Raw genomic sequence first — 25,036 nt, forward strand, 5'->3', positions numbered from 1 at the left:
CCAAGCCTAGACGATCCACCCGGGAAGGAGCCGCGCGGTGCCCCCACGCGAGTCCGCCGACGCGGCGGCCGAGGACGCCGCACTCGACGGCTCTCCCGCACCCGCCGGCGCACCCGCAGCCGCCGCCGAGCCGTCGTCCGCGGGCGCGAGCCGGTCGGCGGCCCCGCCCGACCTCGCCGGGCGCTACGGCCGCACGCCCGCCAGGCGGCGCCGTGACCGGTCCATCCTCATCGGCGGCGCGATCGCCTTCGCGGTGGTCCTCGTCTCGTGGGTCGTCTGGGCCGGGCTCGACGGCAGCAGGCCGCTCGTGCAGGCCACCGACCTCGGCCACGAGCTGCTCGACGCGCGCTCGGTCGAGGTGACGTGGCGGCTATCGGTCCCGTCGGGGAACGCGACCGCGTGCGCCGTCCAGGCGCTCAACGAGGACTTCACCGTCGTCGGCTGGAAGGTGGTGGAGATCCCGGCGTCCGAGCGGCCGCTCCGCACGTTCACCGAGACCGTGCGGACGGCGCAGCCGGCCAACACCGGTTTGATCTCCCACTGCTGGCTTCGGTAGAATTGGTGATTCGCCCCGGCAGACGCTGGGGCGACACGTCTATTCACGGGAGTGTGCACCATGGCGCAGGACGCCACCGTCACCTGGCTCACTCAGGAGGCCTACGACCGCCTGAACGCCGAACTCGAGCACCTCTCCACCACCGGCCGGGAAGAGATCGCCAAGCGCATCGAGGCCGCGCGTGAGGAGGGCGACCTCAAGGAGAACGGCGGCTACCACGCCGCCAAGGACGAGCAGGGCAAGCAGGAGGCCCGCATCCGCCAGCTCACCGAGCTGCTCCGCCACGCCGAGGTCGGCGAGGCGCCGACCTCGAGCGGCGTCGTCGAGTCGGGCACCGTCATCACCGCCGTCGTCGCGGGCGACGAGGAGCGGTTCCTCATCGGCAGCCGCGAGATCGCCGGCGACTCCGAGCTCGACGTCTTCAGCGAGCAGTCGCCGCTCGGCGCGGCGATCCTCGGCCTGAAGGTCGGCGACTCGACCTCGTACACCGCCCCGAACGGCCGCGAGATCGCCGTCGAGGTCACGGGCGTCGAGACCTGGTCGGGGCAGTGACGCGCTGACCGCCCGAACGTCGAACGGCCCCTCCGACCGGAGGGGCCGTTCCGCGTCACGGGGCCGTCATCTGGTCACTCGGCGATGATCTCGGGCTCGTAGCCGGCACGTCGCAGGATCGCGACGACCTCCTCGCGGTGCGCGGGGCCGCGCGTCTCGACCGAGAGCTGCAGCGCGACCTCGGAGATCTGCATGCCCGCGCCATGGCGGGTGTGCAGCACCTCGACGACGTTCGCGTTCGCCGCGGCGAGCAGCTCCGAGATGCGCGCGAGCTGGCCCGGACGGTCGGGCAGCCCGATCCGCAGGGTCAGGTAGCGGTCGGATGCCGCGAGCCCGTGCGCGATCACGCGCTGCATGAGCAGCGGGTCGATGTTCCCGCCGGACAGCACGACCACGAGCGGCCCGTCGGAGCGCACCCTGCCGGTCATGAGCGCCGCGACCCCGACCGCGCCGGCCGGCTCGACGACCAGCTTCGCCCGCTCGAGCAGCACGAGCAGCGCCCGCGCGATGTCGTCCTCGCTCACCGTGACAACCTCGTCGATCGCGTCCCGGATGATCTCGAAGTTCAGCTCACCCGGCTTGTACACCGCGATGCCGTCGGCGATCGTCGGGACGACGGGAACCGCGACCGGTTCGCCCGCGGCCAGCGAGGGCACGTAGGGCGAGGCGTTCTCCGCCTGCACGCCGATCACGCGGATCGACCGGCCGAGCGCCGCGGCCTTCTGCTTGGCCGCGCTCGCGATCCCGGAGGCGAGCCCGCCGCCGCCGATCGGCACGACGATGGTCGTGGCATCCGGGGCCTGCTCGAGGATCTCGAGGCCGAGCGTGCCCTGCCCGGCGATGACGTCCCCGTGGTCGTAGGGCGGGATCACGGTCGCGCCGGTCTCCGCCGCGAAGCGGGCCGCGGCCTCGAGCGTCTCGCCGATCGAGTCGCCGCGGAGGACGACGTCGGCGCCGTAGGCCTTGGTCGCCTCGAGCTTGGGAAGCGCGACGCCGACGGGCATGAAGATGATCGCGCGGATGCCGAGCTCGCGCGCCGCGTACGCGACGCCCTGGGCGTGGTTGCCGGCCGACGCCGCCACCACGCCCCTGGCACGCTCCTCGGCCGTGAGCGCGGAGAGGCGGTTGAACGCGCCGCGGAGCTTGTACGACCCCGTCCGCTGGAGGTTCTCGCACTTCAGGTGCACGGGCACCCCCGCGATCGCGCCGAGGTGGCGGGAGGTCTCCATCGGGGTGCGGCGCGCGATGGCGGCGACCGTGCGCTGGGCGTGCTCGAACTCCGCGAGGGTCGGGCCGGGGAGCGCCGCTCCCGTGGCTCCGCTCGGCGCGGTGGAGGTGGTGTCGAGGGCGTGGTTCATGTCACCGTCCGTATCCGGGTCGCTGGGGTACCGTGCGCCACAGCGGAGAGCGGATCTCGGCGGGCGGGGGCGGTTCGGCCTGCTTCCAGGCCCCGCCCGAGATGTACATGATCATGACGTTGGCGACCGCGGCGACCGGCACCGCGAAGAGCGCGCCCGGGATGCCCGCGAGGAGCGACCCCGTGGCGACCGCGACGACCACGCCGAGCGGGTGCACCTTGACGGCCGTGCCCATGATGAGCGGCTGCAGCACGTGTCCCTCCACCTGCTGCACGAGGAGCACCACGCCGAGCATCGCGAGCGCGATGCCCCAGCCGTTGTAGACCAGGGCGACGAAGACCGCGAGCGCACCCGTCACGACCGCACCGACGATCGGGATGAACGATCCGAGGAAGACGAGCACGGCGATCGGGATGGCGAGCGGCACGCCGAGCAGGAGGGCGCCGAGGCCGATGCCGACGGCGTCGATGGCGGCGACGAAGATCTGCACGCGGACGAAGTTCTCGAGGGTCGCCCAGCCCGACCGGCCCGCCCCGTCGATCGCGGCGCGCGCGCGCCGGGGGAAGATCCCGACGATCCACGCCCAGATGCCGCGTCCGTCGATGAGGATGAACAGCGTCGCGAAGAGCGCGAGCAGCAGCCCGGCGAGGAAGTGCCCGATCGACGAGCCGACGGACAGCGCGCCCGACACGAGCACGCCGCTCTGCTGCTGCGCGGCCTCGGTCACCTGCTGCACGACCTGGTCGATCTGCTCCGGCGTGACGTGGAGCGGACCCTCCAGCAGCCAGGCCCGGAACTCCTCCCAGGCGATGACGCTCTGCTCGGCGAGGTCGGCCGAGCCGCGCACGATCTGCGAGATGCCGAGCGTGAACAGGCCGCCGACGAAGGCCAGGGTCGCGACCATCGCCGCGGCGACCGCGAGTCCCTTCGGCCAGCGGTGCCGCTGGAGGAACGCGGAGAACGGGACGAGGAGCGCCGAGATGAGGATCGCCACGAGCACCGGGATGATCACCAGCCGGAGCTGGATGATGAGGAAGATCACGACCGCGAGCACGCCGCCGACGAGCAGCAGCCGCCACGACCAGGCGGCGGCGACTCGCATCGAGTAGGGCACGGACGCCGCGGCATCGCGCACGGGCTCGGCATCGCGCGGTGGCTGCTCGGCCGCCCGCTCGGACGTGGAGGATCGGCGCACGCGCATCCGCCGCGCACGCGAGGTCCCCTTCGCCTCGGTCACCGTCACAGTCTAGGCGCGGGTCCATGCTCGGACGGCCATGTGTCGGCGGTCGCCGCTAGGGTCGAGGGACCATGGTCGACCAGGTCTCCCCCGCCCTCGCACGTCGTATCGCCCTCGCCGCGCAGGGCTTCGGCCGCACCGGGGCGGCGACGCCCGGCACGCGGCAGCTCGCGGGCGTCGTCGACCGCCTCGGGCTCCTGCAGATCGATTCGGTGAACGTGTTCGAGCGCAGCCACTACCTCCCGGCGTTCAGCCGCCTCGGGCGGTACGACCGGGGCCTGCTCGACCGGATGGCGTGGGGCCGGCAGGGCCGCCTGGTCGAGTACTGGGCCCACCAGGCGGCCTTCATCCCGCGCGAGCTGTGGCCGCTGTTCGAGTTCCGTCGGGCCGAGTACCGGCGGGAGGGCACCTCCGAATGGGGTGGCTGGCTGAGCGAGAACCCCGGGCTCGCCGCCTGGTTGCGCGCCGAGCTCGCCGAGAACGGGCCGATGCCGGCGAGCGCGATCGAGCACGACGCGAACGAGCGCCGCGGGCCGTGGTGGGGCTGGTCCGACGCCAAGCGCACCCTCGAGTGGATGTTCCGCACCGGCGAGGTCGTGTGCGTCGAACGCCGGCGGTTCGAGCGCGTGTACGCGCTCCCCGAGCAGGCGCTCGAACCGCACCTGCTCGAGCACGGGCCGTCCGAGCCCGACGCGGTGCGCGTCCTCGTCGAGCGCGCCGCAGCCGCGCTCGGCATCGCGACCGCCGCGGACCTCGCCGACTACTGGCGCATGCGGCAGGCCGAGGTGCGCCCCGCGATCGCCGACCTCGTCGATGCGGGCGTGCTGGTGCCCGTGGAGGTGCCGGGCTGGGGCAACGGCGGCCGGGCCGCGACGGCCTGGATGCATCGCGACGCCCGACGGCCGCGACGTCTGGAGGGCGTCGCCCTGCTCTCCCCGTTCGACCCCGTCGTGTGGTTCCGGCCCCGCACCGAGCGGCTGTTCGACTTCCACTACCGCATCGAGATCTACACGCCCGAACCCCAGCGCAAGTTCGGCTACTACTCGCTCCCCGTGCTCGTCGACGACCGCGTGGTCGGCCGCGTCGACCTGAAGAGCGATCGCAAGGCGGGCGTGCTGCGCGTGCAGTCGGCGTGGGCCGAGCCGGGCGCTCCCTCCGACACCGCGGAGCGGCTCGTCCCGGTGCTCCGCGAGGCGGCCGACTGGCAGGGCCTCGACGAGGTCGTGGTGGCCGGTCGCGGCGACCTCTCCCCCGCGTTGAGCGCCGCGCTCGGGCGATCGTCGGCTGCGCCGGAGGCCGTCTAGAAGCTGCGCCCCATCTCGTGCAGGCGCTTCACGCGCTCCGGGATCGGCGGGTGCGTCGCGAACAGGCGGTCGATCACGCCCGGCTTCAGCGGGTCGGCGATCCAGAGGTGCGCCATCGACGAATTCTGCCGGCGCATCGGGCGACCGTACTGCTCGAGCTTCAGCAGCGCACGGGCGAGGGCGTCGGGGTGCCGCGTGGTCATCGCGCCCGTGGCATCCGCCAGGTACTCGCGCTGCCGCGAGATCGCGAGCTGCACGAGGCTCGCGACGAGCGGCGCGATGAGCATCGCGACGAGGCCGAACACGATGACGACGGGGTTGCCGTTGCTGTTGCGGCCGAAGAAGGCCATCCGCACGAAGATGTCGGAGATGAAGCCGACGGCGACGACGAGGCCGAACACGATCATCGACAGCCGGATGTCGTAGTTGCGCACGTGCCCGAGCTCGTGCGCCATGACGCCCTCGAGCTCGGAGTCGTCCATGATCTCGAGCAGCCCGGTGGTCGCCGCGACGACCGCGTGTTCGGGGTCGCGGCCCGTCGCGAACGCGTTCGGCGCGGGATCGGAGATGACGAACACGCGCGGCATCCGGGTCCCGGTCGTGATCGAGAGGTTCTCGACCGTGCGCCAGAGCCGCGGATGCTCCGACACGCTGTGGATCTCGACCGCGCCCGACATCGCCAGGGCCTGCCGGTCCGCGGTGAAGTACTGGAACAGGGCGTACGCCGTCGCGATCACGAGCGTGATCACCACGATCGTGAGGTCCTGGTAGATCACCGCGGCGAGGTAGCCCAGCCCGCCGACGATGGCGAGGAAGAGGATGATCGTGAAGACGGAGTTGCGCTTGTTCCGGGCGATCGCTCGGTACATCTATCGGCCCTGGGTCTCGATACGCGTCGCGCTTCGCGCGTCGCTACTCGACCTCGCCGCGTGCTTCGCTCGCATCAAAACTGCACGCGCGGGGGCTCGGCGATGGCCGCCGCCTCCGTCACCTCGAAGAACTCCCGCTCGTGGAAGCCGAGGCCGCGCACGAACAGCGTGTTCGGGAAGACCTTGATCTTCGTGTTGAGCTCGCGCACGCCGCCGTTGTAGAACCGGCGCGACGCCTGGATCTTGTCCTCCGTGTCGACCAGCTCGGACTGCAGCTGGAGGAAGTTCTGGCTCGCCTGCAGCTGCGGGTACGCCTCGGCGACCGCGAAGATCGACTTCAGCGCCTGCTGCATGTGGTTCTCGGCGGCGGACGCCTCGGCCGGTCCCGACGCGGAGAGCGTCTCGGCACGCGCCTTGGTGACGTTCTCGAAGACGGCCTTCTCGTGGGCGGCGTAGCCCTTCACCGCCTCGATGAGGTTCGGGATGAGATCGGCGCGACGCTTCAGCTGCACGGTGATGTCGCTCCAGGCCTCGTCGACCCGGACGTTGAGCGTGACGAGCGAGTTGTAGGTCGCCCACAGGTAGATGCCGATCACCAGGACGAGGACGACGACGATGATGAGCGGGATCAGCCATTCCATGGCGGGGACTCCTGAGGCTTCGGCGACGAATTCACTGGACGCTCAATCCTAACGATCGGGCCTGCGAAGCGCCTCAACTCCCATGAGACTCGAAGCGAGCGGAGGCGTCCCTCCGGGCGTAGGCTCGGCCTCGTGGACGAGTCCCCGTCGCCGCACGCGCGGCATCGTGCATCCACGGAATCGGTCGCGGTTCCCGCCGTCGCCGCCGATGCCTCGGACGCCGTCATCGTGATCCGCGACCTGCACGTGCGGCGTGCGAAGACGCCCGTGCTGCACGGGCTCTCGCTCACGGTGCGGCCGGGCCGGATCGTCGGCCTCCTCGGCCCGAGCGGCAGCGGCAAGACGACGCTCATGCGCTCGATCGTCGGCGTCCAGGTCGTGCAGTCGGGCACGGTGGAGGTGCTCGGGCTCCCGGCCGGGTCGCGCGAGCTCCGCAGCCGCGTGGCGTACGTGACCCAGCAGCCGAGCGTCTACGACGACCTGACGGTCCGCCAGAACCTCGCCTACTTCGCGCGCGTGCTGGGCGTCCCGAAGGCGAGGGTCGACGAGGCGATCGCCCGCACGCACCTCGGCGACGTCGAACGTCGCCTCGCGGGCTCGCTGTCGGGAGGCCAGCGGGGCCGGGTCTCGCTCGCCGCGGCGCTCCTGGGCGACGCCGAGCTGCTGGTGCTCGACGAACCCACCGTCGGCCTCGACCCGGTGCTGCGCGTCGAGCTGTGGGAGCTGTTCCACCAGCTCGCCGACGAGGGCGCGACGCTCATCGTCTCGAGCCACGTGATGGACGAGGCGAAGCGGTGCGACCAGCTGCTGCTCATGCGCAACGGGGAGCTCCTCGCCGACGCATCCGTCGCGAGCGTGCTCGCCGCGACCGGCACCGACGACATGGAGACCGCGTTCCTCACGCTCATCGAGCGCGCTACCACGCCGATGACCGACGAGGAGGCGCCGCGATGACGCCGATGCGCACGCTCGCCACGGCCGGTCGGGTGCTGACCCAGATCCGCCACGACCCACGCACGATCGGGCTGCTGCTCGTCGTGCCGAGCCTGCTCATCGGCCTCGTCGCGTGGATCTTCACCGACACCGACGTCTTCGCCGACATCGGCCCGGCGATGATCGCGCTGTTCCCGTTCATCGTGATGTTCCTCGTGACCAGCATCGCGACCCTCCGCGAGCGGCGCTCGGGCACCCTCGAACGGCTCTTCTCGATGCCGCTCGGCAAGGGCGACTTCATCCTGGGGTACGCGCTGGCCTTCGGTCTCCTCGCGATCTTCCAGACGGCGATCGCGGTGTCTTGGGCCGTCTGGGTGTGCGGCCTCGAGATCGAGGGATCGATCTGGCTCCTGTTCGCGGTGGCGGTCTCCGACGCGCTCCTCGGCACGGCACTCGGCCTGCTCGCGAGCGCGTTCGCCCGGACGGAGTTCCAGGTCGTGCAGTTCATGCCCGTCCTGGTGTTCCCGCAGATCCTCCTCGGCGGGATCTTCCTGCCCCGCGACCAGCTGCCCGAGGCCCTCCAGGCGATCGGCGACGCCCTGCCGCTCAGCTTCGCGATCGACGCCCTCACGGCGGTGGCCGACGGCTCGGAGGATGCGGCGTGGATCTGGGGCAAGGTGCTCGTGATCGGAGCTTGGATCGTCGGATCGATCGTGCTCGGGTCGATCACGCTTCGCCGTCGAACGCCCTGACCTCCGAGCGTCCGCCGCTCCCGTCGGCTGCGCCGAGCACGCGTCCGAGGTACGCGTTCGCGAAGCGCCGTTCCGGATCGAGTCGGTGGCGCACCTCGAGGAACTCGTCGAAGCGCGGGTACGCGGCACTGAGCGTCTCCGCCGTCTGCGTGTGCATCTTGCCCCAGTGCGGCCGGCCGCCGAAGGCGCGCATGATCGCCTCGACGCCCGCGAAGTACGCGGCCGGGTCCTCGCGGAAGTAGCGGTGCACGGCGATGTACCCGGTCTCCCGCCCGTACGCGGTCGAGAGCCAGTTCTCGTCGGGTGCCGCGGCGCGCACCTCGATCGGGAAGCTGATGCGCCATCCCCGTGACTCGATGAGCGAGCGGATGGCTCGGAACGCCTCCGGGATCGCCTCGAGCGGGATCGCGTACTCCATCTCGCGGAAGCGGACCGACCGATTCGTCGTGAACACGTTCGGCGAGAAGTCGCTGAAGTCCCGGTTGCCCGTGAACCGATCGACGAGGCGGGCGAGCGGCGGTGTGACCGGAGGCACCGCCCGGCCGACCGCGCACATCGCACGGTAGACGCCGTTCGCGAGCACCTCGTCGGAGAGCCAGCGTTCGGCGCGACCGAGCGGCGTGCGGTGCGCGTCGCCGGGCAGCCGCGTGTTCGTCTTCGTCAGGGCCGTCGCCGTGTGCGGGAACCAGTAGAACTCGAAGTGGTCGTGCTCGCGGACCCGCGGCATCCACTCGTCGAGCACGACGTCGAGCGGCTCGGTCCGCTCGACCGCGTGCAGGACGAAGCGGGGCACGAGCTGCAGCGTGATCGCGGTGAGCACGCCGAGCGCGCCGAGGCCGAGCCGCACGGCGGGCAGCAGCTCGGGGCGCTCGGTCTCGCTCACCGTGATGAGCTCGCCCGTGCCGGTGACGAGCCTCGCGCCGACGACCTGCGTCGCGAGGCCGCCGAAACCGAGACCGGTTCCGTGGGTGCCGGTCGAGGTCGCGCCGGAGATCGTCTGGCGGTCGATGTCGCCCATGTTCGGCATCGCGAGGCCGTAGGGCTCGAGCAGGTGCGGGAGTCGATGCAGCCGCGTGCCGGCCCCCATCGTGACACGGCCGGCGGCGGCATCCGCTGCCAGCACGCCCGAGAGATCGGCGAGATCGAGCTGGATGTCCGGAGCCGCCGCGATGCCCGTGAAGCTGTGGCCCGATCCGACGGGCTTGATGCGGCGACCCTCCGCCGCGACGACCGCCCGCTGCACGGCGCCCTCGTCGGCCGGACGCTCGATCCGGTTCGGGCGCACCGATTCGGTGCGCGCCCAGTTGCGCCAGACCGCTCCGCTCGCCGTCACAGGAAGGCCATCCCCTCTCCACGATACGTCGGCACGGTGCCGACGACCTCGTCGCCGTCCACCACGGCGAACCCGTTCAGGTGCTCGGCGAGCTCGCCGGACTTCGCGTGCCGCAGCCAGAGGCGATCGCCGACGCGCAGCCGTCCGGCGGCGCGGCCGGTCACGGGGGTCTGGACCTCGCCCGCGCCCTCCCGCGCCAGCATGCGCAGCCCCTCGGGCCACGCGATGCGGGGCGACCGGTCGGCGCCGTGAGGGCCGGACGCGAGCCAGCCGCCGCCGAGGACCGTCGCGTGACGCGGGCTCGGCGAGCGCACGACGTCGAGGGCGAACGCGGCCGCCGGCGCGGGCGTGAAGTGCGCGTAGCCGTCGAACAGGTGGCCCGCGAGGATGCCGGAACCCGCGCCGAGCTCGGTGACCGCCGGGTCGGCCGCGGTCGCCTCGAGCGAGCCGGTGCCGCCGCCGTTCACGAACTCGAGGTCCGCATGACGGCGCACGGCGGCGACGGCGCGGCCGCGCCGCTCGACGAGCTCGGGCATCGAGCGGGACTGCATCCACCGATTCACGACGCCGTCGACCGGCCGCCCGCTCGGCGCGTTCGCGATGCCGGCGACCTGCGCCTCGTACGCCATCAGCCCGACGACGCGGAAGCCGGGGCGGCCGCCGACGTACGCCGCGAGCGCACCGGCGTGCTCGGGTTCGTGGACGGGCGACCGGCGCACGCCGAGGTGGCCCAGCACGGGCGCACGCCACGATGCGTCGAGCTCGAGGCACACGCGGAGCTCCTCGCGACGGCCCGGCGGGACGATCGAGTCCACGAGGTCGAGCTGCCCGGGCGAGTCGACCATGAGCGTGATGCGACGCGCCAGGTCGGCGTCGGCCGCGAGCCGGCGGATGCCCGCGCTCTCCGCGGTCGGATAGCCCACGACGAGGTCGTCGAGTCGCGGCATCCGCTCGGCCAGCCAGATCGCCTCGGCGAGCGTGTACGCGAGCACGCCCCGGTACCCCGGCAGGGCGAGCAGGGCCTCGACGACCGAGCGGACCCGGATGGACTTCGTGGCGATCCGGATGGGCGTTCCGGCGGCGCGGCGCAGCATCTCGTGCGCGTTCCAGCGGAGCGCCCCGAGGTGCAGCGCGCCGAGCGGCGCGTCGAGGTGGCGCGTGGCCTCGGTGAGCGCCGGCCAGTGCACCGTCGGGTCGAGCCAGGGTCGCGCCCCCGCGGCACCGGTCGACGACGCCTCCGGACCGCGCAGGTCGATCTCGGTGCGGGTCACCGGGGGGCCGCCATCCGCGAGAGGGCGTCGGCGGCCGCGCGCGCGGCCGCCAGGGCGGCGCGGTCGTCGCGGTGGACCAGCCAGTTCAGCGTGATCCCGTCGGAGAACGCGATGAGCACGCTCGCCACCTCCGGCACGGGCACCCGCCAGGTGGCACCGGCGCGCTCGGCGGCCAGCGTGAGGGCCTCCTCGGCGAGGTCGGCGTAGCGTCGGTACTGGGCGACGGCGAGCGGATGCCGCTCCGGCGCCCGCAGCGCGTGCTGCGTCAGCTCGAGCATGGCCTGCTCGTGCGCCGGATCGGCCCGGAGGTGGTCGAGGTAGCGCACGAGCCCCGCCTCGACGACCTCGCGCATGTCGCCGCCCGCCTCCGGCAGCGGCAGGACGGCCTGCGACTCGCGTGCGACGACCGATGCGGTCAGCTCGTCGAGGAACGCCTCGCGCGATTCGAACGCGTAGTGGAAGCTCGCGAGCGACATCCCCGCCTCGGCGACGATGGCCCTCGTCGAGGCGCCGGCGATGCCCTCGCGCGCGATGACGCGCACGCCGGCCTCGATGAGCACCGGACGGCGCTCGGCGGCGGACATACGGGACACGGCGCTCCTCTCGGCCCGAGGTCGACGTCGTCGACGTCGCGTCGACGTCGCGTCGGCGCGAACTGGGACACTCGTCCCAGTTCGACCCAGTATGCACGCAGCGCGCGGCTCGCACCAGCCTCCCGGTACGCTCGCCTCATGCGCCTCGGGGTTCTCGACGTCGGATCCAACACCGTCCACCTGCTGGTGGTCGACGCCCACCCCGGCGCGCGGCCGATCCCGGCCGCCTCGCACAAGGCGGTGCTGCGGCTCATGCGATACCTCGACGACGACGGCGCGATCAGCGAGGCCGGCGTCGAGGCGATCCTCGCGGCCGTCCGCGAGGCATCCGCCGTCGCGAAGGAGTCCGGGATCGACGAGCTCCTCGCCTTCGCGACCTCGGCCATCCGCGAGGCGACGAACGGCGCAGAGGTCCTGGCGCTCATCGAGGAGGCCGCCGGGATCCACCTCGACGTGCTGAGCGGGGCCGACGAGGCTCGCATCACGTTCCTCGCCGTCCGCCGCTGGTACGGCTGGTCGGCGGGTCGCATCCTGCTCTTCGACATCGGCGGAGGCTCGCTCGAGATCGCCCACGGCGGCGACGAGGTCCCCGACCACGCGCGATCGGTCCCCCTCGGCGCGGGACGCTCCACGATCGAGTACCTCTCGACCGACCCGCCGACCGACGAGCAGGTCGACGCGCTCCGCGCGCACGCGCGCACCGTCCTCCGGTCGACGGTCGACGAGATCGGCGGCATCCCCGAGGTCGACCACGTGGTCGGGTCGTCGAAGACCATCAGGTCGCTCGCCCGCCTCGCCGGGAGCACCGAGGAGGGGGTCGGCTCGGAGGAGCGCAGCATCCTGAAGCTCTCACGACTCGACGACTGGATCCCGCGGCTCGCCCGGATCCCGGCCGACGCGAGGCCGAACCTCCCCGGCATCACCGCGGACCGCACGTTCCAGATCGTCGCGGGAGCGGTCGTGCTCTCCGAGACGATGCGCGCATTCAAGGCGAAGACGCTCGAGGTCTCGCCGTGGGCGCTCCGCGAGGGGCTGATCCTGCGGCGGATCGACCGTCTGTCCTGAACGCCCGGCGGCCCGGCGGCCCGGCGCCGCGGCTCGCGAGGGGCACCGCCCTCGATGCCGCATCCGAATCGCCATAGGCTGTCGTCTATGGATGCCACCGCGGAGGCCGCGCGCGAGTTGAGGGTCGTCGCCGACCCCACGCGGGCGAGCATCCTCCGGTCCATCCTCGAGGCGCCGGACGGCCGCGTGCTGACCGGGCGACTCGCCGAGGAGCTCGGCCTTCGCCAGCCCACGGTCAGCCACCACTTGAGGGCGCTCCTCGACGAGGGGCTCGTGGAACGGCAGCCCGACGGGCGTCGCACGTGGTACTCGATCCCCGGGGAACGCGTCGATCGACTGGCAGCCGTCCTGCGTACCGAGGAGGCGACGGGTTCGCCCGACACGAGCGTCGACCACATCATCGACAACCTGGCGTTCCGGTTCCACGGCACGTTCGGGCGCGAGACGATCGAGCAGTACGTGCGGGAGAGCTACGACCTGCTGGCGGCGCGTCCGAGCCCCGGACGCCACCTCCCGTCGAATGCCGCCTCGTTCGCCGCCGACCGCCTCGACGCGCTCGCCCGGGAGCAGGCGCACCCCACGGGCGGGGCCCCGGAGGTGCTCTTCGTGTGCGTGCAGAACGCCGGGCGGTCGCAGATGGCCTCGGCGATCTTCCGGCATCTCGCCGGTGATCGCGTGCACGTGCGGACGGCCGGCTCCGAACCCGCCGGGGAGGTCCGGGGGACGATCGTCGCCGCCCTGGACGAGATCGGCGTCCCGCTCGCCGGCGAGTACCCGAAGCCGCTGACCGACGAGGTCGTCCGAGCCGCCGACGTGGTCATCACGATGGGCTGCGGCGACGCGTGCCCGATCTATCCGGGCCGCCGCTACCTCGACTGGGACCTCGACGATCCGGTCGATCGGCCGATCGCGGACGTGCGGCGGATCCGCGACGACATCGATCGTCGGGTCCGAGACCTGCTCGCGAGCCTCTGACGCCTCGCGTCGGACGCGCTCCGCCCGTCACGAACTTCGCGATCGCGTGGGTCCCGCCATCCTCGTCGCCGTTGGAAATTCATAGACTTTTGTCTATGCTATTGCCATGTCCATCGACACGCCCTCCGTCCTGTTCGTCTGCGTCCACAACGCCGGCCGTTCCCAGATGGCGGCCGGGTACCTGCGCGAGCTCGGCGCCGGCCGCATCGAGGTCCGCTCCGCCGGCTCTGCGCCGAAGGACGAGATCAACCCGGTCGCCGTGGAGGCCATGGCCGAGGACGGGATCGACATCGCCGGCAACACCCCCAAGGTCCTCACCGTCGACGCCGTGAAGGAGTCCGACGTCGTGATCACGATGGGCTGCGGCGACGCCTGCCCCGTCTTCCCCGGCAAGCGCTACGAGGACTGGGAGCTCGACGACCCCGCCGGCCAGGGCATCGCGGCCGTGCGACCGATCCGCGACGAGATCAAGCGCCGTGTGACGGAGCTCGTGGCCGAGCTCCTCCCCTCGAGCGCGACGGCCTGAACCGGCCGGCCCGTCGTCAGGTCGAGCATCAGCCGAGGAATACGGTGCTCCCGCTGGGATTCGAACCCAGACTGAGGCGAGTTTAAGTCGCCTGCCTCTGCCGATTGGGCTACGGGAGCGCGGTGCCGGCCGATGGCCGGCACCGCGTCACAGCATAGAACGCGCTACTTGGCGGCGACGGCCTTCTCGACCGGCTTCGCAGACTTCGCAGCGGGCTTCCGGGCCTCGGACTTCGCCGGGGCGGGCGGCGCCGCGACCTCGCCGGCCGGCTTCGGGCGAGCAGCGAAGCGCTCGAACTCGGCGCGTGGGTGCTGCACGGCGCTGAGCGACACGATGTCGCGGCCGAGCCAGAAGTTGTTCCACCAGCCCCAGAAGACGCGGAACTTGCGCTCCCACGTGGGCATGGCGAGACCGTGGTAGCCGCGGTGCGCGAACCAGGCGAGGAGGCCCGTGATCGCGATCTTGCCGGACTGGAACGCACCGGAACCGAGGCCGAGGCCGGCGACGGCACCGAGGTTCTTGTGGACGTAGTCCTTCGGCTCCTCGCCGCGGAGGACCGCGACGATGTTCTTCGCCATGAGCTTGCCCTGGCGCACCGCGTGCTGCGCGTTGGGCACGCAGTAGCCGCCCACGCCGCCGCCCGTGAGGTCGGGCACGGCGGCGATGTCGCCGGCCGCCCAGGCGTCGGGGACGATGTCGTCCTCGTCGCCCACGCGGAGGTCGGGGCGGGCCTTGATGCGTCCGCGCTCCTCGACGGGCAGGTCGCTCGTCCGCACGATCGCCGGGTTCGCCATGACGCCGGCGGTCCACACGATGAGGTCGGTCTCGAAGGTCTCACCAGTCGAGAGCTCGATCCGGCCGTCGACCGCGCTCGTGAGCTGGGTGTCGAGGTGGATCTCGGCGCCCCGCTGTGCGAGGTGCTTGATCACCCAGTGGCTCGTCGGCAGCGACACCTCGGGCATGATCCGGCCCATCGCCTCGATGAGGTGGAAGTGCGTGTCGTCGAACGAGAGCTGCGGGTAGAACTCGAGCAGCGCGCTCGCGAACGAGCGGAGCTCGGCGAACACCTCGATGCCGGCGAAACCGCCGCCGACGACGACCACCGTGAGCAGTCGATCGCGCTCCGGGCCGGCGGGGAGGTTCGCGGCCTTGTCGAAGTTCGTGAGCAGGCGGTCGCGGATCGCGACGGCCTCCTCGATCGTCTTCAGGCCGTAGGCCTGGTCGGCGACACCCGGGATGGGGAACGTGCGGGAGACGGCGCCGCCGGTGACGACGACCACGTCGTAGTCGAACTGCCACGACTCGCCGGCCTCGGGCGTGATGGTGGCGGACTTCGACGCGTGGTCGATGCCGGTCACCTTCGCCGTGATGACGTTGGTCTTCTTCAGGTGCCGGCGCAGCGACACCACCGAGTGGCGGGCCTCGATCGAACCCGCGGCCACCTCGGGCAGGAAGGGCTGGTAGGTCATGTACGGCAGCGGGTCGACGACGGTCACCTCGGCCTCGCCGGGACGCAGCCACTTCTCGAGCTTCCACGCCGTGTAGAACCCCGCATAGCCGCCACCGACGATCAGAATCTTGGGCACGGTGAATGGACTCCTTGGATCTGTGATGCCTGCGTCGCCTACGCGTCGGACCGCGTGGAACGCCTGATGTGCCGAGTGGCGCCGATGCCCAACAGCGCTGCTAGCGTACCAAACCCGGCGACCAGCGAGAGCGGCACCGTGATATAAGACATCGTCCACGGGGTCGGCAGCAGGGTCTTCGCGCTGTCCGCACGCGGCGCCGGCGGGTCGGCGATCGGCACGATCTCCTGATCGTCGGCGCCCTCCGCGCCGTCGGCGCTCGGCAGGTCGGCGCGCCGGTGAACGTGGATCCACTCCTCGAGGCTGCCGAGCGGATTCTGCTCCACGGCCTCGACCTCGGCCGTGAGCGCGGCGACCGGATCGATGATGCCGTACCCGTAGAGCGGCCCGGGCACCTCCTCGCCCTTGGGGTCGGCGGTGCGGATGATGCGGTTGATCACGTTCGCGGCATCCAGCTCCGGATACGCGGCGCGCACGAGCGCGACGAGGCCCGAGACCAGCGGTGCTGCGGCGCTCGTACCGGACCACACGACGTGGCTGCCGTCGGGGAGCACGCCCACCAGGTCCTCGCTCGGCGCGGCGACGGCGATCGTGATGCCCTGCGAGCTCGCGTCGAAGCTCGCGTTCTGGTCGCGGTCGACGCCGGCCACCGCGAGCACGCCGGGGATCGTGGCCGGTGCGCCGACCTGGGTCGTCCCCGACCCGCGGTTCCCGGCTGCGGCGACCACGACCACGTCGTGCTCGAACGCGTAGAGGAACGCGTCGTCCCAGCTCTCCGGCCAGTCGGGCGTGTTCCGGGTGAGCGACATGTTGATCACGTCGGCCCCGTTGTCGACCGCCCATACGACGGCCTCGGCGATCTGCTCGTCGTTCGTCTTGTCCGCGCCGGTCTCGAGTCCGAAGGCGACGGATGCCGTGAGCAGGTCGGCATCGGGAGCGACGCCGATCACGCCGTTGCCCTCGCCGGTGCCGCGGCCGGCCAGCAGGGAGGCGACCATCGTGCCGTGCTCCTCCTCCTCGCCGACGGGCGCCTGACCGTCGGGCGAGCCGATGCCCGAGACATCCGTGCCGCCGATCACGACGCCCTCGAGTTCGGCGACATCGCCGTTCACCCCGGTGTCGATGATCGCGACGGTGACGTCGTCGCCCCGCGACATGGTCCACGCCTGGGTGAAGCCGTAGTCGTTCAGCCAGTACTGGAGGTCGCGGACGGTGTCGGCCTGCGCGGGCGCGGCGCCCGACAGGGCGAGGACGCCGGCGACGAGGGCGGCGCCCCCCGCACGCCACCACGGTCGGCGGCGCGCGCTCGCGCCCGATCGGCCGGCCGGCCGAGCGTGACGGGTGCGCGCGGAGCTCACGCCGTCACCTCCGCATCGACGTCGTCGACCCCGTAGTCGGGGCATCGGCAGACGTCGGGCGACCAGGTCGAGCGCTCGAGCGCCAGCTCGCCGATCGGGTTCACTCCGGGGCCGGCTGCGAGCGCGTGGCCGGCGAGCGCGTGCAGGCACTTGACGCGGGTCGGCATGCCGCCCGCCGAGACGCCGGCGATCTCCTCGACGACCCCGAACATCTCGCGGTCCGCGAGGTACTGCTCGTGCGCGGCGCGATACGCCGCCCGCACCTCCTCGTCGCGTACGAGCAGCTCGGTGTACTCCACCATGAGCTGCGCGGCCTCGAGGAACGACATCGCGGCCGTCGCCACCGGATGGGTGAGGTAGTAGAACGTCGGGAACGGCGTGCCGTCGGACAGGCGGGGTCGCGTGGAGACGACCGTCGGCGCGCCGCACACGCAGCGCGCCGCGATGCCCACGACGTCGCGGGCCGGTCGCCCGAGCTGCACCGAGACGATCCGGAGGTCGCGCTCGGTGACGGGGTCGAACGGCGGGCGGGTCATCGGTTCCCCTCATCGGCGGGTCGGTCGGTCGGGTCGGGCTCGGTTCCGGCCGGGTCGGCAGCCTCCCTCGCGGCATCCGTCGCACTGGGAGCGAGCCCGGCGGTCATCACCGAACGGAGCATGGTCTGCATCCAGTCGCCGCGCGCCTCGGTCACCTCGGCGGACACCGCCCGGTCGGCGGTGATCGCGGCGGCGGGGTCGCGGTCGTCGATCACGAGGTAGCTCACCTCGCCCGGGAGCACGTAGTAGAGCCGCTCGCGGGCCTGCGTGACGATGAAGGTCTCGTCGTTCCACCGTTCGCGTTCGGCGGTGAGGCGGGCGACCTCGGCTTCCTGCCGGGCGACGTCGGCCTTCAGCTCCGCGATCTGCTGGCGCTGCGCGGCGTACGCCGCGATGCTCGGCGCGAGCACGACCACGGCCAGCACGAGGACGCCCATCATGATGATCGAGAACCCCGAGAAGCGGATGCCGGCGAGCCAGGTCTCGGCGACCTGCCGGATCGACTGGCGCGGCCGGCGCTTCGGGCCGCTCTTGCTCGTGGGGCCGTTCTTGCTCTTTGCGCCGCTCTTGCTCGTGGGGCCGCTCGTGCCCTTGGGGCCGTTCGGGCTCGTCGGACGCGAGGGACGACGTGCAGCGTTCATCGTCCTCCTCACCTCCTGGAACGACCGACGGGGGCGGCCACCGGCCACCCCCGTCGTGCGTCTCAGGTACGCGTCACGCCGTGAAGCGCGGGAATGCCGAGCGGCCCGCGTACTCCGCGGCCTCGCCGAGCTCTTCTTCGATCCTCAGAAGCTGATTGTACTTGGCGACCCGCTCGGACCGGGCGGGCGCGCCCGTCTTGATCTGACCGCAGTCGGTCGCGACGGCGAGGTCGGCGATCGTCGTGTCCTCGGTCTCACCGGAGCGGTGCGAGAGCACCGCGGTGTAGCCGGCGCGCTGCGCGAGCTTCACGGCGTCGAGCGTCTCGGTGAGCGTGCCGATCTGGTTGACCTTCACGAGGATCGAGTTGCCGGCGTGCTTCGCGATGCCGTCGGCGAGGCGCGAGGGGTTGGTCACGAACAGGTCGTCGCCGACGAGCTGCAGCTTCGAACCGAGCTCCGAGGTGAGCGTCGCCCAGCCCTCCCAGTCGTCCTCGGCCAGCGGGTCCTCGATCGAGACCAGCGGGTACGCTGCGGCGAGCTCGGCGTAGTACGCGCTCATCTCGGCGGCCGTGCGGTCCTGGCCCTCGAAGCGGTAGACGCCGTTCTCGAAGAACTCGGTCGACGCCACGTCGAGGCCGAGCGCGATGTCGCTGCCGAGCGTGAAGCCGGCCTTGCCGATCGCCTCGGCGATGAGGTCGAGCGCGGCACGGTTGTTCTCGAGGTCGGGCGCGAAGCCGCCCTCGTCGCCGAGGCCCGTCGAGAGGCCCTTCGACTTCAGCAGGCTCTTCAGCGCGTGGTAGGTCTCGACGCCCCAGCGCAGGCCCTCGGAGTAGGTCGGCGCGCCGACCGGGAGGACCATGAACTCCTGGATGTCGACGCCCGTGTCGGCGTGCGCGCCACCGTTGATGATGTTCATCATCGGCACGGGCAGCACGTGCGCGTTCGGCCCGCCGAGGTAGCGGAAGAGCGGCAGGTCGGCCGAGTCGGCCGCGGCCTTCGCGACGGCGAGGCTCACGCCGAGGATCGCGTTCGCGCCCAGGCGGCCCTTGTTGTCGGTGCCGTCGGCCTCGATGAGGGTGGCGTCGACGACGCGCTGGTCGGCGGCGTCCAGGTCCTCGATGGCCGGGCCGAGTTCGTCGAGCACGGCGTCGACGGCCTTCTGCACGCCCTTGCCGAGGTAGCGGTCGGCCTCGCCGTCGCGCAGCTCGTACGCCTCGAACGCGCCGGTCGACGCCCCCGAGGGCACCGCGGCCCGCGAGACGGTCCCGTCGTCGAGGAGGACCTCGACCTCGACCGTGGGGTTGCCGCGCGAATCCAGGATCTCCCGTGCGCCGACAGCTTCGATGAATGCCACAGTGAACTCCTCTGTGATGGGGATGTGCGTGGACGACTCCGTCGTTGCCCGCACGACAGTCTAGGACCCCGGTTCCGAGGGCCGCTCGCGTATGTCGCCGCGGACGCCGCGATCACCGCGCGGTGCCGACGAGCCCTCGTTCGACGGCGATCGTGCGATGCTCCGCGACCCCGACTGACCCGGGCACGGGCCGCCGCCAGCGCCGGAGCGGCCTCAGAAGGGCGCGGTGCGCGAGGCCGTCGGCGATGCGCACCAGCCCCTCGACGAGGCGGCCGCGGGCCAGCAGCGCCCGCCCCTGCGCGATCTTGCGGACGGACGTGCGGCGCTGATGGGTCCGCCAGACTCGGGCGAGCAGCGCGGCATCCGCCCGAGTGTTCTCCCCGGAGTAGTACGCGGTCGCCCAGATCCGACGCACGGTTCGCACGTTGCGCGCGTGATTACCCGAGGCGTTGCCGCTGTGCCGGCGATACCGCACCAGCGCCCTGTCCACGACGACGAGCGGCGCACGGCGCGCCAGCCGGATCGTGAAGTCCCAGTCCTGACCAACGGCGAACGTCGGATCGAATCCACCGGTCGCCTCGTAGGCCGACCGTCGCACGAGCAGCGCTCCCATCGGCACCACCGGGGTCGCGAGGAACACCTGGTCGATCCCTCGATAGTGTCCGGACACGGCGCCGTCGGCGAGGCCGAGCTCCTCCCGCGAGACCATCTGGCTGCGGAACGCGCGACCGTGCATAGGCCCGCCGTCGGCGTCGATGTACTCCCCGCGAGCGAACGCACCCGACGCGGCGGGATGGGCCTCGAGGGCTTCGACCAGCGCGGAGATCAGGGCGGGCTCGCAGACGTCATCGTCGTCCATGAAGGCGATGAACTCGCTCGAGCCCGCGGCGAAGGCGGCCCCGGCGTTGCGAGCCGCGGCGGCGCCCCCGTGCGAGCGCAGCACGAGAGTGACCCTGGGGTCGTCCAGGAAGCCGCGGACGACGTCGGGGCCGTCGTCGGTCGACGCGTCGTCGACGACGATGACCTCGATCCGTGCGAATCTCTGAGCGAGCACGCTTCGCATCGTCTCCGCGATGTACCGACCGCGGTCATGGAGCGGGATCACCACGGTGACGCGCGGATCGGCGTCCCCGCCGGAGCGGAGAGGGGTCGAGGCGTCCGAGACCATGCGATGAGCATGCCACGAACGACACCCTCGAGCTGGGGACGGCCGCGCGCTACTCGCCGAGGTCGCGGAACGCCAGCGACGCGGCATCCGTCGTCTCTGCGCCGACGGGCGCCCAGGCGTCGAAGCCGTCGGCGGTCACGCGGTCGAGGAGCCCGCGCAGGTTCTTCGCGCGCCGCTCGAAGCGCACGCGCATGCCGGATGCCACGAGCTCGTGCTTGAGCGCGAGCAGCGCTGCGGGCTCGAGGTCGCGGTCGTGCACGAGCACCACCGAGCGCGGGCGCCCCTCGTCGCGCACGGCGAGCAGGTCGACGATGCGCTCGAAGCCGATCGAGAACCCGCACGCGGGCACCTCGTGCCCGAGGAAGCGGCCGATCATGTGGTCGTAGCGTCCGCCGCCGCCGAGCGAGTAGCCGTGATCGGGGTGCGCGATCTCGAAGATCGTGCCCGTGTAGTAGCCCATGCCGCGCACGAGGGTCGGGTCGAAGTCGATCGGCGTGCCCGGCAGCGCCTCGCGCAGCGCGAGCAGGTCGCGGTACGCTTCGAGGTCGAGCCATTTGGGCGGGTTCGGAGGCCACGTCTCTGCGGGTTGAAGGGCGAAAGCCAACTCATTCGGCGCCCCCCGCGGCACCGAATCCATCAGGTGCCAGTCGGCGTTCGTGAGGGCGTCGAGCTCGTCGGCGATGCCCGGCCGGTCGACGCCCAGCGTCGCGAGCTCGGCCGCGACGCCGTCGGGACCGATCTTGTCGAGCTTGTCGATGGTGATGAGCGCGCGCTCGCGGAGTTCATCCGGCACGCCCCACGAGCCGAGGATGCCGGCCAGGATGCGCCGGTCGTTCAGCCGGATGCGGCACCCCTCGAGTCCGAGCGCGTCGAGCGCGCCCACGGTCGCGGTGAGCAGTTCGAGCTCGGCGAGGGGTCCGGCCTCGCCGATGATGTCGATGTCGCACTGCACGAACTGCCGGTAGCGGCCCTTCTGCGGGCGCTCGGCGCGCCACACCGGCGCGATCTGGATCGCGCGGAACACCGGCGGCAGGGCGGCGCGGTGCGTCGCGTAGAACCGGGCGAGCGGCACGGTGAGGTCGTAGCGCAGGCCGAGGTCGGCGAGCGAGAGGGCGTCGCCGGATGCCGCGGCCGCCGCCAGGTCGTCCGGCGTGAGCCCGCGCTTCATGACCGCGAATGCGAGCTTCTCGTTGTCGCCGCCGAGGCCGGCGTGCAGTCGCGACGAGTCCTCCATGACGGGGGTCTCGATCTCGTCGAAGCCGTGCGTCGCATACACCCCGCGGATCACCGAGAGCGCGTGCTCGCGGCGGGCCTTCTCGGCGGGCAGGAAGTCGCGCATGCCGCGCGGGGGCGTCACGGTCTGGGCCATGCGTCCCATTCTTCCAGCAGCGGATGCCGCGTCCCGACCGCGGCACGGAACGGCCGGCGGCCCCGAGCGGCCGCGCCATCCGGATGAGGTTCTCCACATCCTGCGCGTTCCTCGGCCGTGCGTGGTCGCCGCGCCGCTAGGCTCGCGTCTCGTCGGCGCCGCGCCGACCCGAGGGAGGTCGGATGGCCGGCATCGAGGTGTCCGGGGTCGCCCGCGCGTTCGGCGACGTGCATGCCGTGCGGAACGCGACGTTCACCGTCGAGCCCGGCCACGTCGCCGGGCTCATCGGCCCGAACGGGGCAGGGAAGACCACGCTGCTGCTCATGCTCGCATCACTGCTCCGACCCGACGCGGGCACGATCCGCGTCGCGGGCTTCGACCCGGTGACCGATCCCGCCGAGGTCCGGGCCCGCATGGGCTGGATGCCCGACCTGCTCGGCTCGTGGGCCTCGCTCACGGTGCGGGAGGCGCTCGTGACCAGCGCACGGCTGTACGGGCGTTCGACGGACGCCGCGAGGGCGCGCGCCGACGACCTGATCGGGCTCGTCGACCTCGACGAACTCGCGGATCGCCCGACCCGGGTGCTCTCTCGCGGGCAGAAGCAGCGACTGAGCCTCGCCCGGGCGCTCGTCCACGACCCGGAGGTGCTGCTGCTCGACGAGCCCGCCTCCGGGCTCGATCCGGTCGCGCGCGCCGGTCTCCGGGCACTCGTCCGTCGTCTCGCGTCCGAGGGCCGGACGGTGCTCGTCTCGAGCCACGTGCTCGCCGAGCTCGAGGAGATGGCCGACCAGGCCGTCTACCTCTCCGGCGGCGTGACGGCGGCGGCCGACGAGATCGAGCGCGCGGCGCGCACCGCGCGCGACTGGCGGGTCCGGTCCCTCGACCCCGAGCGGCTCCGGACCGCGCTCGACGCCGCGGGATGGGGCGAGGTGGCGCGCATCGACAACCTGGGCGCGATCGTCCCGCTCGCGTCCGAGGAGGACGCCGCGCAGCTCATCGCCCACCTCATCGGGTCCGGCGTGCCGATCTCGTCGTTCGCCCCGGCGGTCGGCGACCTCGAGCACGTGTTCCTCGATCTCAGCCGCAACGGGGAGGAGGACGCATGACCGGCTTCCTGCAGGGCCTCTGGCTCGTCGTGACGCTCGACCTCCGCCAGCGCGTGCGCACCGTGGCCTGGTACGTGCTCCTCGGGGTGTTCGTGGTGCTCGTCGCGGGCGTCACCGTGCTGCTGGTGCTCGCGACGAACGCCTTCCTCGACGGCGGCGGCGGGGTCTTCTCGTCGATCGTGTTCTTCGTGCTGCTGCTCGGCACGCTCGTCTCCCCCGCGCTCAGCGCGAACGCGATCAACGGCGAGCGCGACGCGGGCACGCTCGCCACGACCCAGGTCACGCTCGTCACGACGACCCAGATCGTGCTCGGGAAGTGGCTCGCGGCGTGGATCACCGCGCTCGCGTTCCTGGCCGCCGCCCTGCCCTTCCTCGTCTTCGCCGTCACGCTCGGCGAGGTGCCGGCGTCGACGATCCTCGTCTCCACGCTCGTGACGGCCCTCGAGCTCGGCGTGGTCGCCGCGATCGGCGTCGGGCTCTCGGGCCTGCTGAACCGTCCGCTCTTCTCGGTCGCGGTGACCTACCTCGTCGTCGCCGCGCTCTCGATCGGCACCCTCATCGCGTTCGGGCTCGGCGGCGCGTCGGCGCAGTCCGAGGTTCGCACGACCAACCACTACGTCGACTGGATGGCCGTCGAGCGCGACGGGGTGCCGCCCGGCGAGGAACCGCCATGCCTCCCGGCCCAGACCTGGACGTACGACGTGCCGCGGTTCGACTACGTGTGGGGGTTCCTCGCCGCGAACCCGTACGTCGTGGTGGCGGACGCCGCGCCCGCGAGCTTCGACTCGCGCGGCACCCCGACCGACCTGTTCACGTGGATCGCGGTCGGGGTCCGTCAGGCGCAGCACGCCCCGGAGCTCGAGGTCGAATACGACGAGTGCGCGAACTGGACCCCGAGCGGGGAGGTGCTGCAGGACGACTCCGACACACCCGAGGAGGTCTACGAGCGGTCGGTGCCCTCGTGGTTCGTCGGCCTCGCGATCCACCTGCTGCTGGCGGCCGGGGCGCTCGTATGGGCGGTGCGCCGAACCAGCACCCCGGCGCATCGACTCCCCCGCGGCAGCCGGATCGCCTGAGCCGCGCGGCGTCGGTCGACCTCGCGACCACGCCGCTCGCACGGCGACGGGTCCGTCAGGCCTCCGCGGCGCGCACGTCGTCCTGCATCGAGCGGATGGCACCGCGGAGCGCGCGCTCGGCGTCGAGGCCCTGCGCGCGGGCGGACGCGACGAGCGCCATGAGGGTGTCGCCGAGCTCGGCCTCCGTGGCCGGCGCGGACGCGGCATCCGTCGCCGCCCTCGTCACGCCGACCTTCTCGGCCTTGCCGAGCAGCTTCTGCGCGAGCGCGAGCGCGGGCATGCCCTGCGGGACGCCGTCGAGCACGCTCGTGCGGTGCGGCTTCTCGCTCGCCTTGAGGTCGTCCCAGAAGGCGACGACATCGGCCGCGGTCTCCGCCTCGCGGTCGCCGAAGACGTGCGGATGCCGCGCCACCATCTTCGCCGTCATGTGGCGGGCGACGTCGTCGATGTCGTAGTCCTCGCCGGGGGTGTGCGCGGCGAGGTCGGCGTGGAACAGCACCTGGTAGAGCACGTCGCCGAGCTCCTCGATCATCTCCTCGCGGCTGCCCGACTCGATCGCGTCGATGAGCTCCCAGCACTCCTCGACGAGGTACTGCACGAGCGACTCGTGGGTCTGGTCGGCGTCCCACGGGCATCCGCCCGGGCCGCGCAGGCGGCCGACCATGGCCACGAGCTCGAGCAACCCGTCGCCGGCGGCCGGCGTCGCGGCCGCGGCATCCGTCGTCGCGTGCTCGCCCGCACCGTGCCCGCCGGACGTTCGCGTCATGACCCACCGCCCTCTCGGGCCGCGGCGCGACCCGTCGCTGCGAGCCTAACCGCGCCGCCCGATAGACTCGACGCCAGGTGTGCCGGGAAGTCTGGTCGGCCGACGCGTCGC

The 25,036-nt window shown here is 72.2% G+C and carries 25 protein-coding genes and 1 tRNA gene; 10 read left to right on the forward strand and 16 right to left on the reverse strand.

Going from position 1 to position 25,036, the window contains the following annotated elements; genetic code table 11:
• Window positions 1-37: 37 nt before the first annotated feature.
• Together GLX25_RS19450 and greA are read left to right on the forward strand one after the other, a co-directional pair.
• Window positions 38-556 carry a DUF4307 domain-containing protein gene (locus GLX25_RS19450; protein ID WP_155843750.1) on the forward strand — a complete coding sequence of 173 codons (519 nt, stop codon included), beginning with the start codon at window positions 38-40 and terminating at the stop codon, window positions 554-556.
• Window positions 557-616: 60 nt separating this feature from the next.
• A complete protein-coding gene (gene greA, locus GLX25_RS17245; protein WP_155843751.1) occupies window positions 617-1,108 on the forward strand; it encodes a transcription elongation factor GreA in 492 nt (163 codons plus the stop codon).
• A 74-nt stretch (window positions 1,109-1,182) separates the two neighbouring features.
• On the opposite strand, the gene ilvA is transcribed toward greA, so the two are convergent.
• Together ilvA and GLX25_RS17255 are read right to left on the reverse strand one after the other, a co-directional pair.
• Entirely contained in the window at window positions 1,183-2,466 is a 1,284-nt protein-coding gene (gene ilvA / locus GLX25_RS17250; RefSeq protein WP_155843752.1) for a threonine ammonia-lyase, read from the reverse strand.
• 1 nt (window position 2,467) lies between these two features.
• Complete coding sequence (locus GLX25_RS17255; protein ID WP_271192488.1) at window positions 2,468-3,703, reverse strand: AI-2E family transporter; 1,236 nt, start codon at window positions 3,701-3,703, stop codon at window positions 2,468-2,470.
• Window positions 3,704-3,774: 71 nt separating this feature from the next.
• Here GLX25_RS17255 and GLX25_RS17260 point away from each other — a divergent pair, with 71 nt between their 5' ends.
• A complete protein-coding gene (locus GLX25_RS17260; RefSeq protein WP_155843753.1) occupies window positions 3,775-5,007 on the forward strand; it encodes a winged helix-turn-helix domain-containing protein in 1,233 nt (410 codons plus the stop codon).
• Here the strand turns inward: GLX25_RS17260 and GLX25_RS17265 are convergent.
• Together GLX25_RS17265 and GLX25_RS17270 are read right to left on the reverse strand one after the other, a co-directional pair.
• A complete protein-coding gene (locus GLX25_RS17265) occupies window positions 5,004-5,876 on the reverse strand; it encodes a M48 family metalloprotease (protein ID WP_155843754.1) in 873 nt (290 codons plus the stop codon). The two genes, GLX25_RS17260 and GLX25_RS17265, sit on opposite strands and share 4 nt — an antisense overlap.
• Window positions 5,877-5,950: 74 nt before the next feature.
• Window positions 5,951-6,517 (reverse strand): LemA family protein, encoded by a 567-nt coding sequence (locus GLX25_RS17270; RefSeq protein ID WP_155843755.1) that lies wholly within the window; start codon window positions 6,515-6,517, stop codon window positions 5,951-5,953.
• A 225-nt stretch (window positions 6,518-6,742) separates the two neighbouring features.
• Between GLX25_RS17270 and GLX25_RS17275 the strand changes: the two genes are divergently transcribed.
• The gene (locus GLX25_RS17275; RefSeq protein WP_166548984.1) at window positions 6,743-7,471 is read left to right on the forward strand and encodes an ABC transporter ATP-binding protein; all 729 of its coding nucleotides are present in this window, start codon (window positions 6,743-6,745) and stop codon (window positions 7,469-7,471) included.
• A complete protein-coding gene (locus GLX25_RS17280; protein ID WP_155843756.1) occupies window positions 7,468-8,202 on the forward strand; it encodes an ABC transporter permease in 735 nt (244 codons plus the stop codon). The genes GLX25_RS17275 and GLX25_RS17280 overlap by 4 nt, the downstream gene beginning before the upstream one ends.
• Here the strand turns inward: GLX25_RS17280 and GLX25_RS17285 are convergent.
• The 3 genes from GLX25_RS17285 to GLX25_RS17295 are packed head-to-tail and all read right to left on the reverse strand — an operon-like array spanning window position 8,177 to window position 11,390.
• Window positions 8,177-9,535 (reverse strand): D-arabinono-1,4-lactone oxidase, encoded by a 1,359-nt coding sequence (locus tag GLX25_RS17285; protein ID WP_166548949.1) that lies wholly within the window; start codon window positions 9,533-9,535, stop codon window positions 8,177-8,179. The genes GLX25_RS17280 and GLX25_RS17285 overlap by 26 nt on opposite strands.
• On the reverse strand, window positions 9,532-10,806 hold the full coding sequence (locus GLX25_RS17290) for an alanine racemase (protein ID WP_420837661.1): 1,275 nt from the start codon (window positions 10,804-10,806) through the stop codon (window positions 9,532-9,534). The genes GLX25_RS17285 and GLX25_RS17290 overlap by 4 nt, the downstream gene beginning before the upstream one ends.
• Window positions 10,803-11,390 carry a TetR/AcrR family transcriptional regulator gene (locus GLX25_RS17295; protein WP_240898460.1) on the reverse strand — a complete coding sequence of 196 codons (588 nt, stop codon included), beginning with the start codon at window positions 11,388-11,390 and terminating at the stop codon, window positions 10,803-10,805. Before GLX25_RS17295 ends, GLX25_RS17290 begins: the two co-directional genes overlap by 4 nt.
• Window positions 11,391-11,537: 147 nt before the next feature.
• Here GLX25_RS17295 and GLX25_RS17300 point away from each other — a divergent pair, with 147 nt between their 5' ends.
• The 3 genes from GLX25_RS17300 (at window position 11,538) to GLX25_RS17310 (ending at window position 13,965) form a co-directional block, all read left to right on the forward strand.
• Entirely contained in the window at window positions 11,538-12,464 is a 927-nt protein-coding gene (locus GLX25_RS17300) for a Ppx/GppA phosphatase family protein (protein ID WP_155843758.1), read from the forward strand.
• A gap of 87 nt (window positions 12,465-12,551) precedes the next feature.
• On the forward strand, window positions 12,552-13,439 hold the full coding sequence (locus tag GLX25_RS17305; protein WP_155843759.1) for a metalloregulator ArsR/SmtB family transcription factor: 888 nt from the start codon (window positions 12,552-12,554) through the stop codon (window positions 13,437-13,439).
• A 106-nt stretch (window positions 13,440-13,545) separates the two neighbouring features.
• On the forward strand, window positions 13,546-13,965 hold the full coding sequence (locus GLX25_RS17310; RefSeq protein WP_155843760.1) for an arsenate reductase ArsC: 420 nt from the start codon (window positions 13,546-13,548) through the stop codon (window positions 13,963-13,965).
• Between the two features lie 45 nt (window positions 13,966-14,010).
• Here the strand turns inward: GLX25_RS17310 and GLX25_RS17315 are convergent.
• From GLX25_RS17315 to hisS, 8 genes are all read right to left on the reverse strand, one after another.
• Window positions 14,011-14,084 (reverse strand) — tRNA-Leu (locus GLX25_RS17315).
• Window positions 14,085-14,129: 45 nt separating this feature from the next.
• Window positions 14,130-15,551, reverse strand: a complete 1,422-nt coding sequence (locus GLX25_RS17320; protein ID WP_166548950.1) for an NAD(P)/FAD-dependent oxidoreductase — start codon at window positions 15,549-15,551, stop codon at window positions 14,130-14,132.
• 38 nt (window positions 15,552-15,589) lie between these two features.
• Complete coding sequence (locus GLX25_RS17325) at window positions 15,590-16,909, reverse strand: S8 family serine peptidase (RefSeq protein WP_271192489.1); 1,320 nt, start codon at window positions 16,907-16,909, stop codon at window positions 15,590-15,592.
• The gene (locus GLX25_RS17330) at window positions 16,906-17,445 is read right to left on the reverse strand and encodes a DUF501 domain-containing protein (protein WP_155843762.1); all 540 of its coding nucleotides are present in this window, start codon (window positions 17,443-17,445) and stop codon (window positions 16,906-16,908) included. Before GLX25_RS17330 ends, GLX25_RS17325 begins: the two co-directional genes overlap by 4 nt.
• Window positions 17,442-18,086, reverse strand: coding sequence for an FtsB family cell division protein (locus GLX25_RS17335; RefSeq protein ID WP_240898398.1), 645 nt, complete (start codon window positions 18,084-18,086; stop codon window positions 17,442-17,444). The genes GLX25_RS17330 and GLX25_RS17335 overlap by 4 nt, the downstream gene beginning before the upstream one ends.
• A 73-nt stretch (window positions 18,087-18,159) precedes the next feature.
• Window positions 18,160-19,440 (reverse strand): phosphopyruvate hydratase, encoded by a 1,281-nt coding sequence (gene eno / locus GLX25_RS17340; protein ID WP_166548951.1) that lies wholly within the window; start codon window positions 19,438-19,440, stop codon window positions 18,160-18,162.
• Window positions 19,441-19,552: 112 nt separating this feature from the next.
• Window positions 19,553-20,695, reverse strand: a complete 1,143-nt coding sequence (locus GLX25_RS17345; RefSeq protein ID WP_155843763.1) for a glycosyltransferase family 2 protein — start codon at window positions 20,693-20,695, stop codon at window positions 19,553-19,555.
• Window positions 20,658-21,977, reverse strand: a complete 1,320-nt coding sequence (gene hisS, locus GLX25_RS17350; RefSeq protein ID WP_155843764.1) for a histidine--tRNA ligase — start codon at window positions 21,975-21,977, stop codon at window positions 20,658-20,660. The genes GLX25_RS17345 and hisS overlap by 38 nt, the downstream gene beginning before the upstream one ends.
• Window positions 21,978-22,159: 182 nt before the next feature.
• Between hisS and GLX25_RS17355 the strand changes: the two genes are divergently transcribed.
• Together GLX25_RS17355 and GLX25_RS17360 are read left to right on the forward strand one after the other, a co-directional pair.
• Window positions 22,160-23,083, forward strand: a complete 924-nt coding sequence (locus tag GLX25_RS17355; RefSeq protein WP_155843765.1) for an ABC transporter ATP-binding protein — start codon at window positions 22,160-22,162, stop codon at window positions 23,081-23,083.
• The gene (locus GLX25_RS17360; RefSeq protein WP_155843766.1) at window positions 23,080-24,159 is read left to right on the forward strand and encodes an ABC transporter permease; all 1,080 of its coding nucleotides are present in this window, start codon (window positions 23,080-23,082) and stop codon (window positions 24,157-24,159) included. The genes GLX25_RS17355 and GLX25_RS17360 overlap by 4 nt, the downstream gene beginning before the upstream one ends.
• Window positions 24,160-24,214: 55 nt before the next feature.
• On the opposite strand, the gene GLX25_RS17365 is transcribed toward GLX25_RS17360, so the two are convergent.
• Window positions 24,215-24,925, reverse strand: coding sequence for a nucleoside triphosphate pyrophosphohydrolase (locus GLX25_RS17365; RefSeq protein ID WP_155843767.1), 711 nt, complete (start codon window positions 24,923-24,925; stop codon window positions 24,215-24,217).
• Between the last annotated feature and the right edge of the window lie 111 nt (window positions 24,926-25,036).

The organism is Agromyces luteolus (assembly GCF_009729855.1).
GTDB classification, from domain to species: Bacteria; Actinomycetota; Actinomycetes; order Actinomycetales; family Microbacteriaceae; genus Agromyces; species Agromyces luteolus.

Excerpts from the sequence above, each read along its gene's own strand:
- GLX25_RS17265 (WP_155843754.1), bottom strand. The coding sequence starts at position 5,876 with ATGTACCGAGCGATCGCCCGGAACAAGCGCAACTCCGTCTTCACGATC.
- GLX25_RS17300 (WP_155843758.1), top strand. The coding sequence starts at position 11,538 with ATGCGCCTCGGGGTTCTCGACGTCGGATCCAACACCGTCCACCTGCTG.
- GLX25_RS17260 (WP_155843753.1), top strand. The coding sequence starts at position 3,775 with ATGGTCGACCAGGTCTCCCCCGCCCTCGCACGTCGTATCGCCCTCGCC.
- GLX25_RS17270 (WP_155843755.1), bottom strand. The coding sequence starts at position 6,517 with ATGGAATGGCTGATCCCGCTCATCATCGTCGTCGTCCTCGTCCTGGTG.
- GLX25_RS17355 (WP_155843765.1), top strand. The coding sequence starts at position 22,160 with ATGGCCGGCATCGAGGTGTCCGGGGTCGCCCGCGCGTTCGGCGACGTG.
- GLX25_RS17365 (WP_155843767.1), bottom strand. The coding sequence starts at position 24,925 with ATGACGCGAACGTCCGGCGGGCACGGTGCGGGCGAGCACGCGACGACG.
- GLX25_RS17330 (WP_155843762.1), bottom strand. The coding sequence starts at position 17,445 with ATGACCCGCCCGCCGTTCGACCCCGTCACCGAGCGCGACCTCCGGATC.
- GLX25_RS17280 (WP_155843756.1), top strand. The coding sequence starts at position 7,468 with ATGACGCCGATGCGCACGCTCGCCACGGCCGGTCGGGTGCTGACCCAG.
- ilvA (WP_155843752.1), bottom strand. The coding sequence starts at position 2,466 with ATGAACCACGCCCTCGACACCACCTCCACCGCGCCGAGCGGAGCCACG.
- hisS (WP_155843764.1), bottom strand. The coding sequence starts at position 21,977 with ATGGCCCAGACCGTGACGCCCCCGCGCGGCATGCGCGACTTCCTGCCC.
- greA (WP_155843751.1), top strand. The coding sequence starts at position 617 with ATGGCGCAGGACGCCACCGTCACCTGGCTCACTCAGGAGGCCTACGAC.
- GLX25_RS17360 (WP_155843766.1), top strand. The coding sequence starts at position 23,080 with ATGACCGGCTTCCTGCAGGGCCTCTGGCTCGTCGTGACGCTCGACCTC.
- GLX25_RS17335 (WP_240898398.1), bottom strand. The coding sequence starts at position 18,086 with ATGAACGCTGCACGTCGTCCCTCGCGTCCGACGAGCCCGAACGGCCCC.
- GLX25_RS17295 (WP_240898460.1), bottom strand. The coding sequence starts at position 11,390 with ATGTCCGCCGCCGAGCGCCGTCCGGTGCTCATCGAGGCCGGCGTGCGC.
- GLX25_RS17345 (WP_155843763.1), bottom strand. The coding sequence starts at position 20,695 with ATGCCGCGTCGCTGGCGTTCCGCGACCTCGGCGAGTAGCGCGCGGCCG.
- GLX25_RS17305 (WP_155843759.1), top strand. The coding sequence starts at position 12,552 with ATGGATGCCACCGCGGAGGCCGCGCGCGAGTTGAGGGTCGTCGCCGAC.
- GLX25_RS17310 (WP_155843760.1), top strand. The coding sequence starts at position 13,546 with ATGTCCATCGACACGCCCTCCGTCCTGTTCGTCTGCGTCCACAACGCC.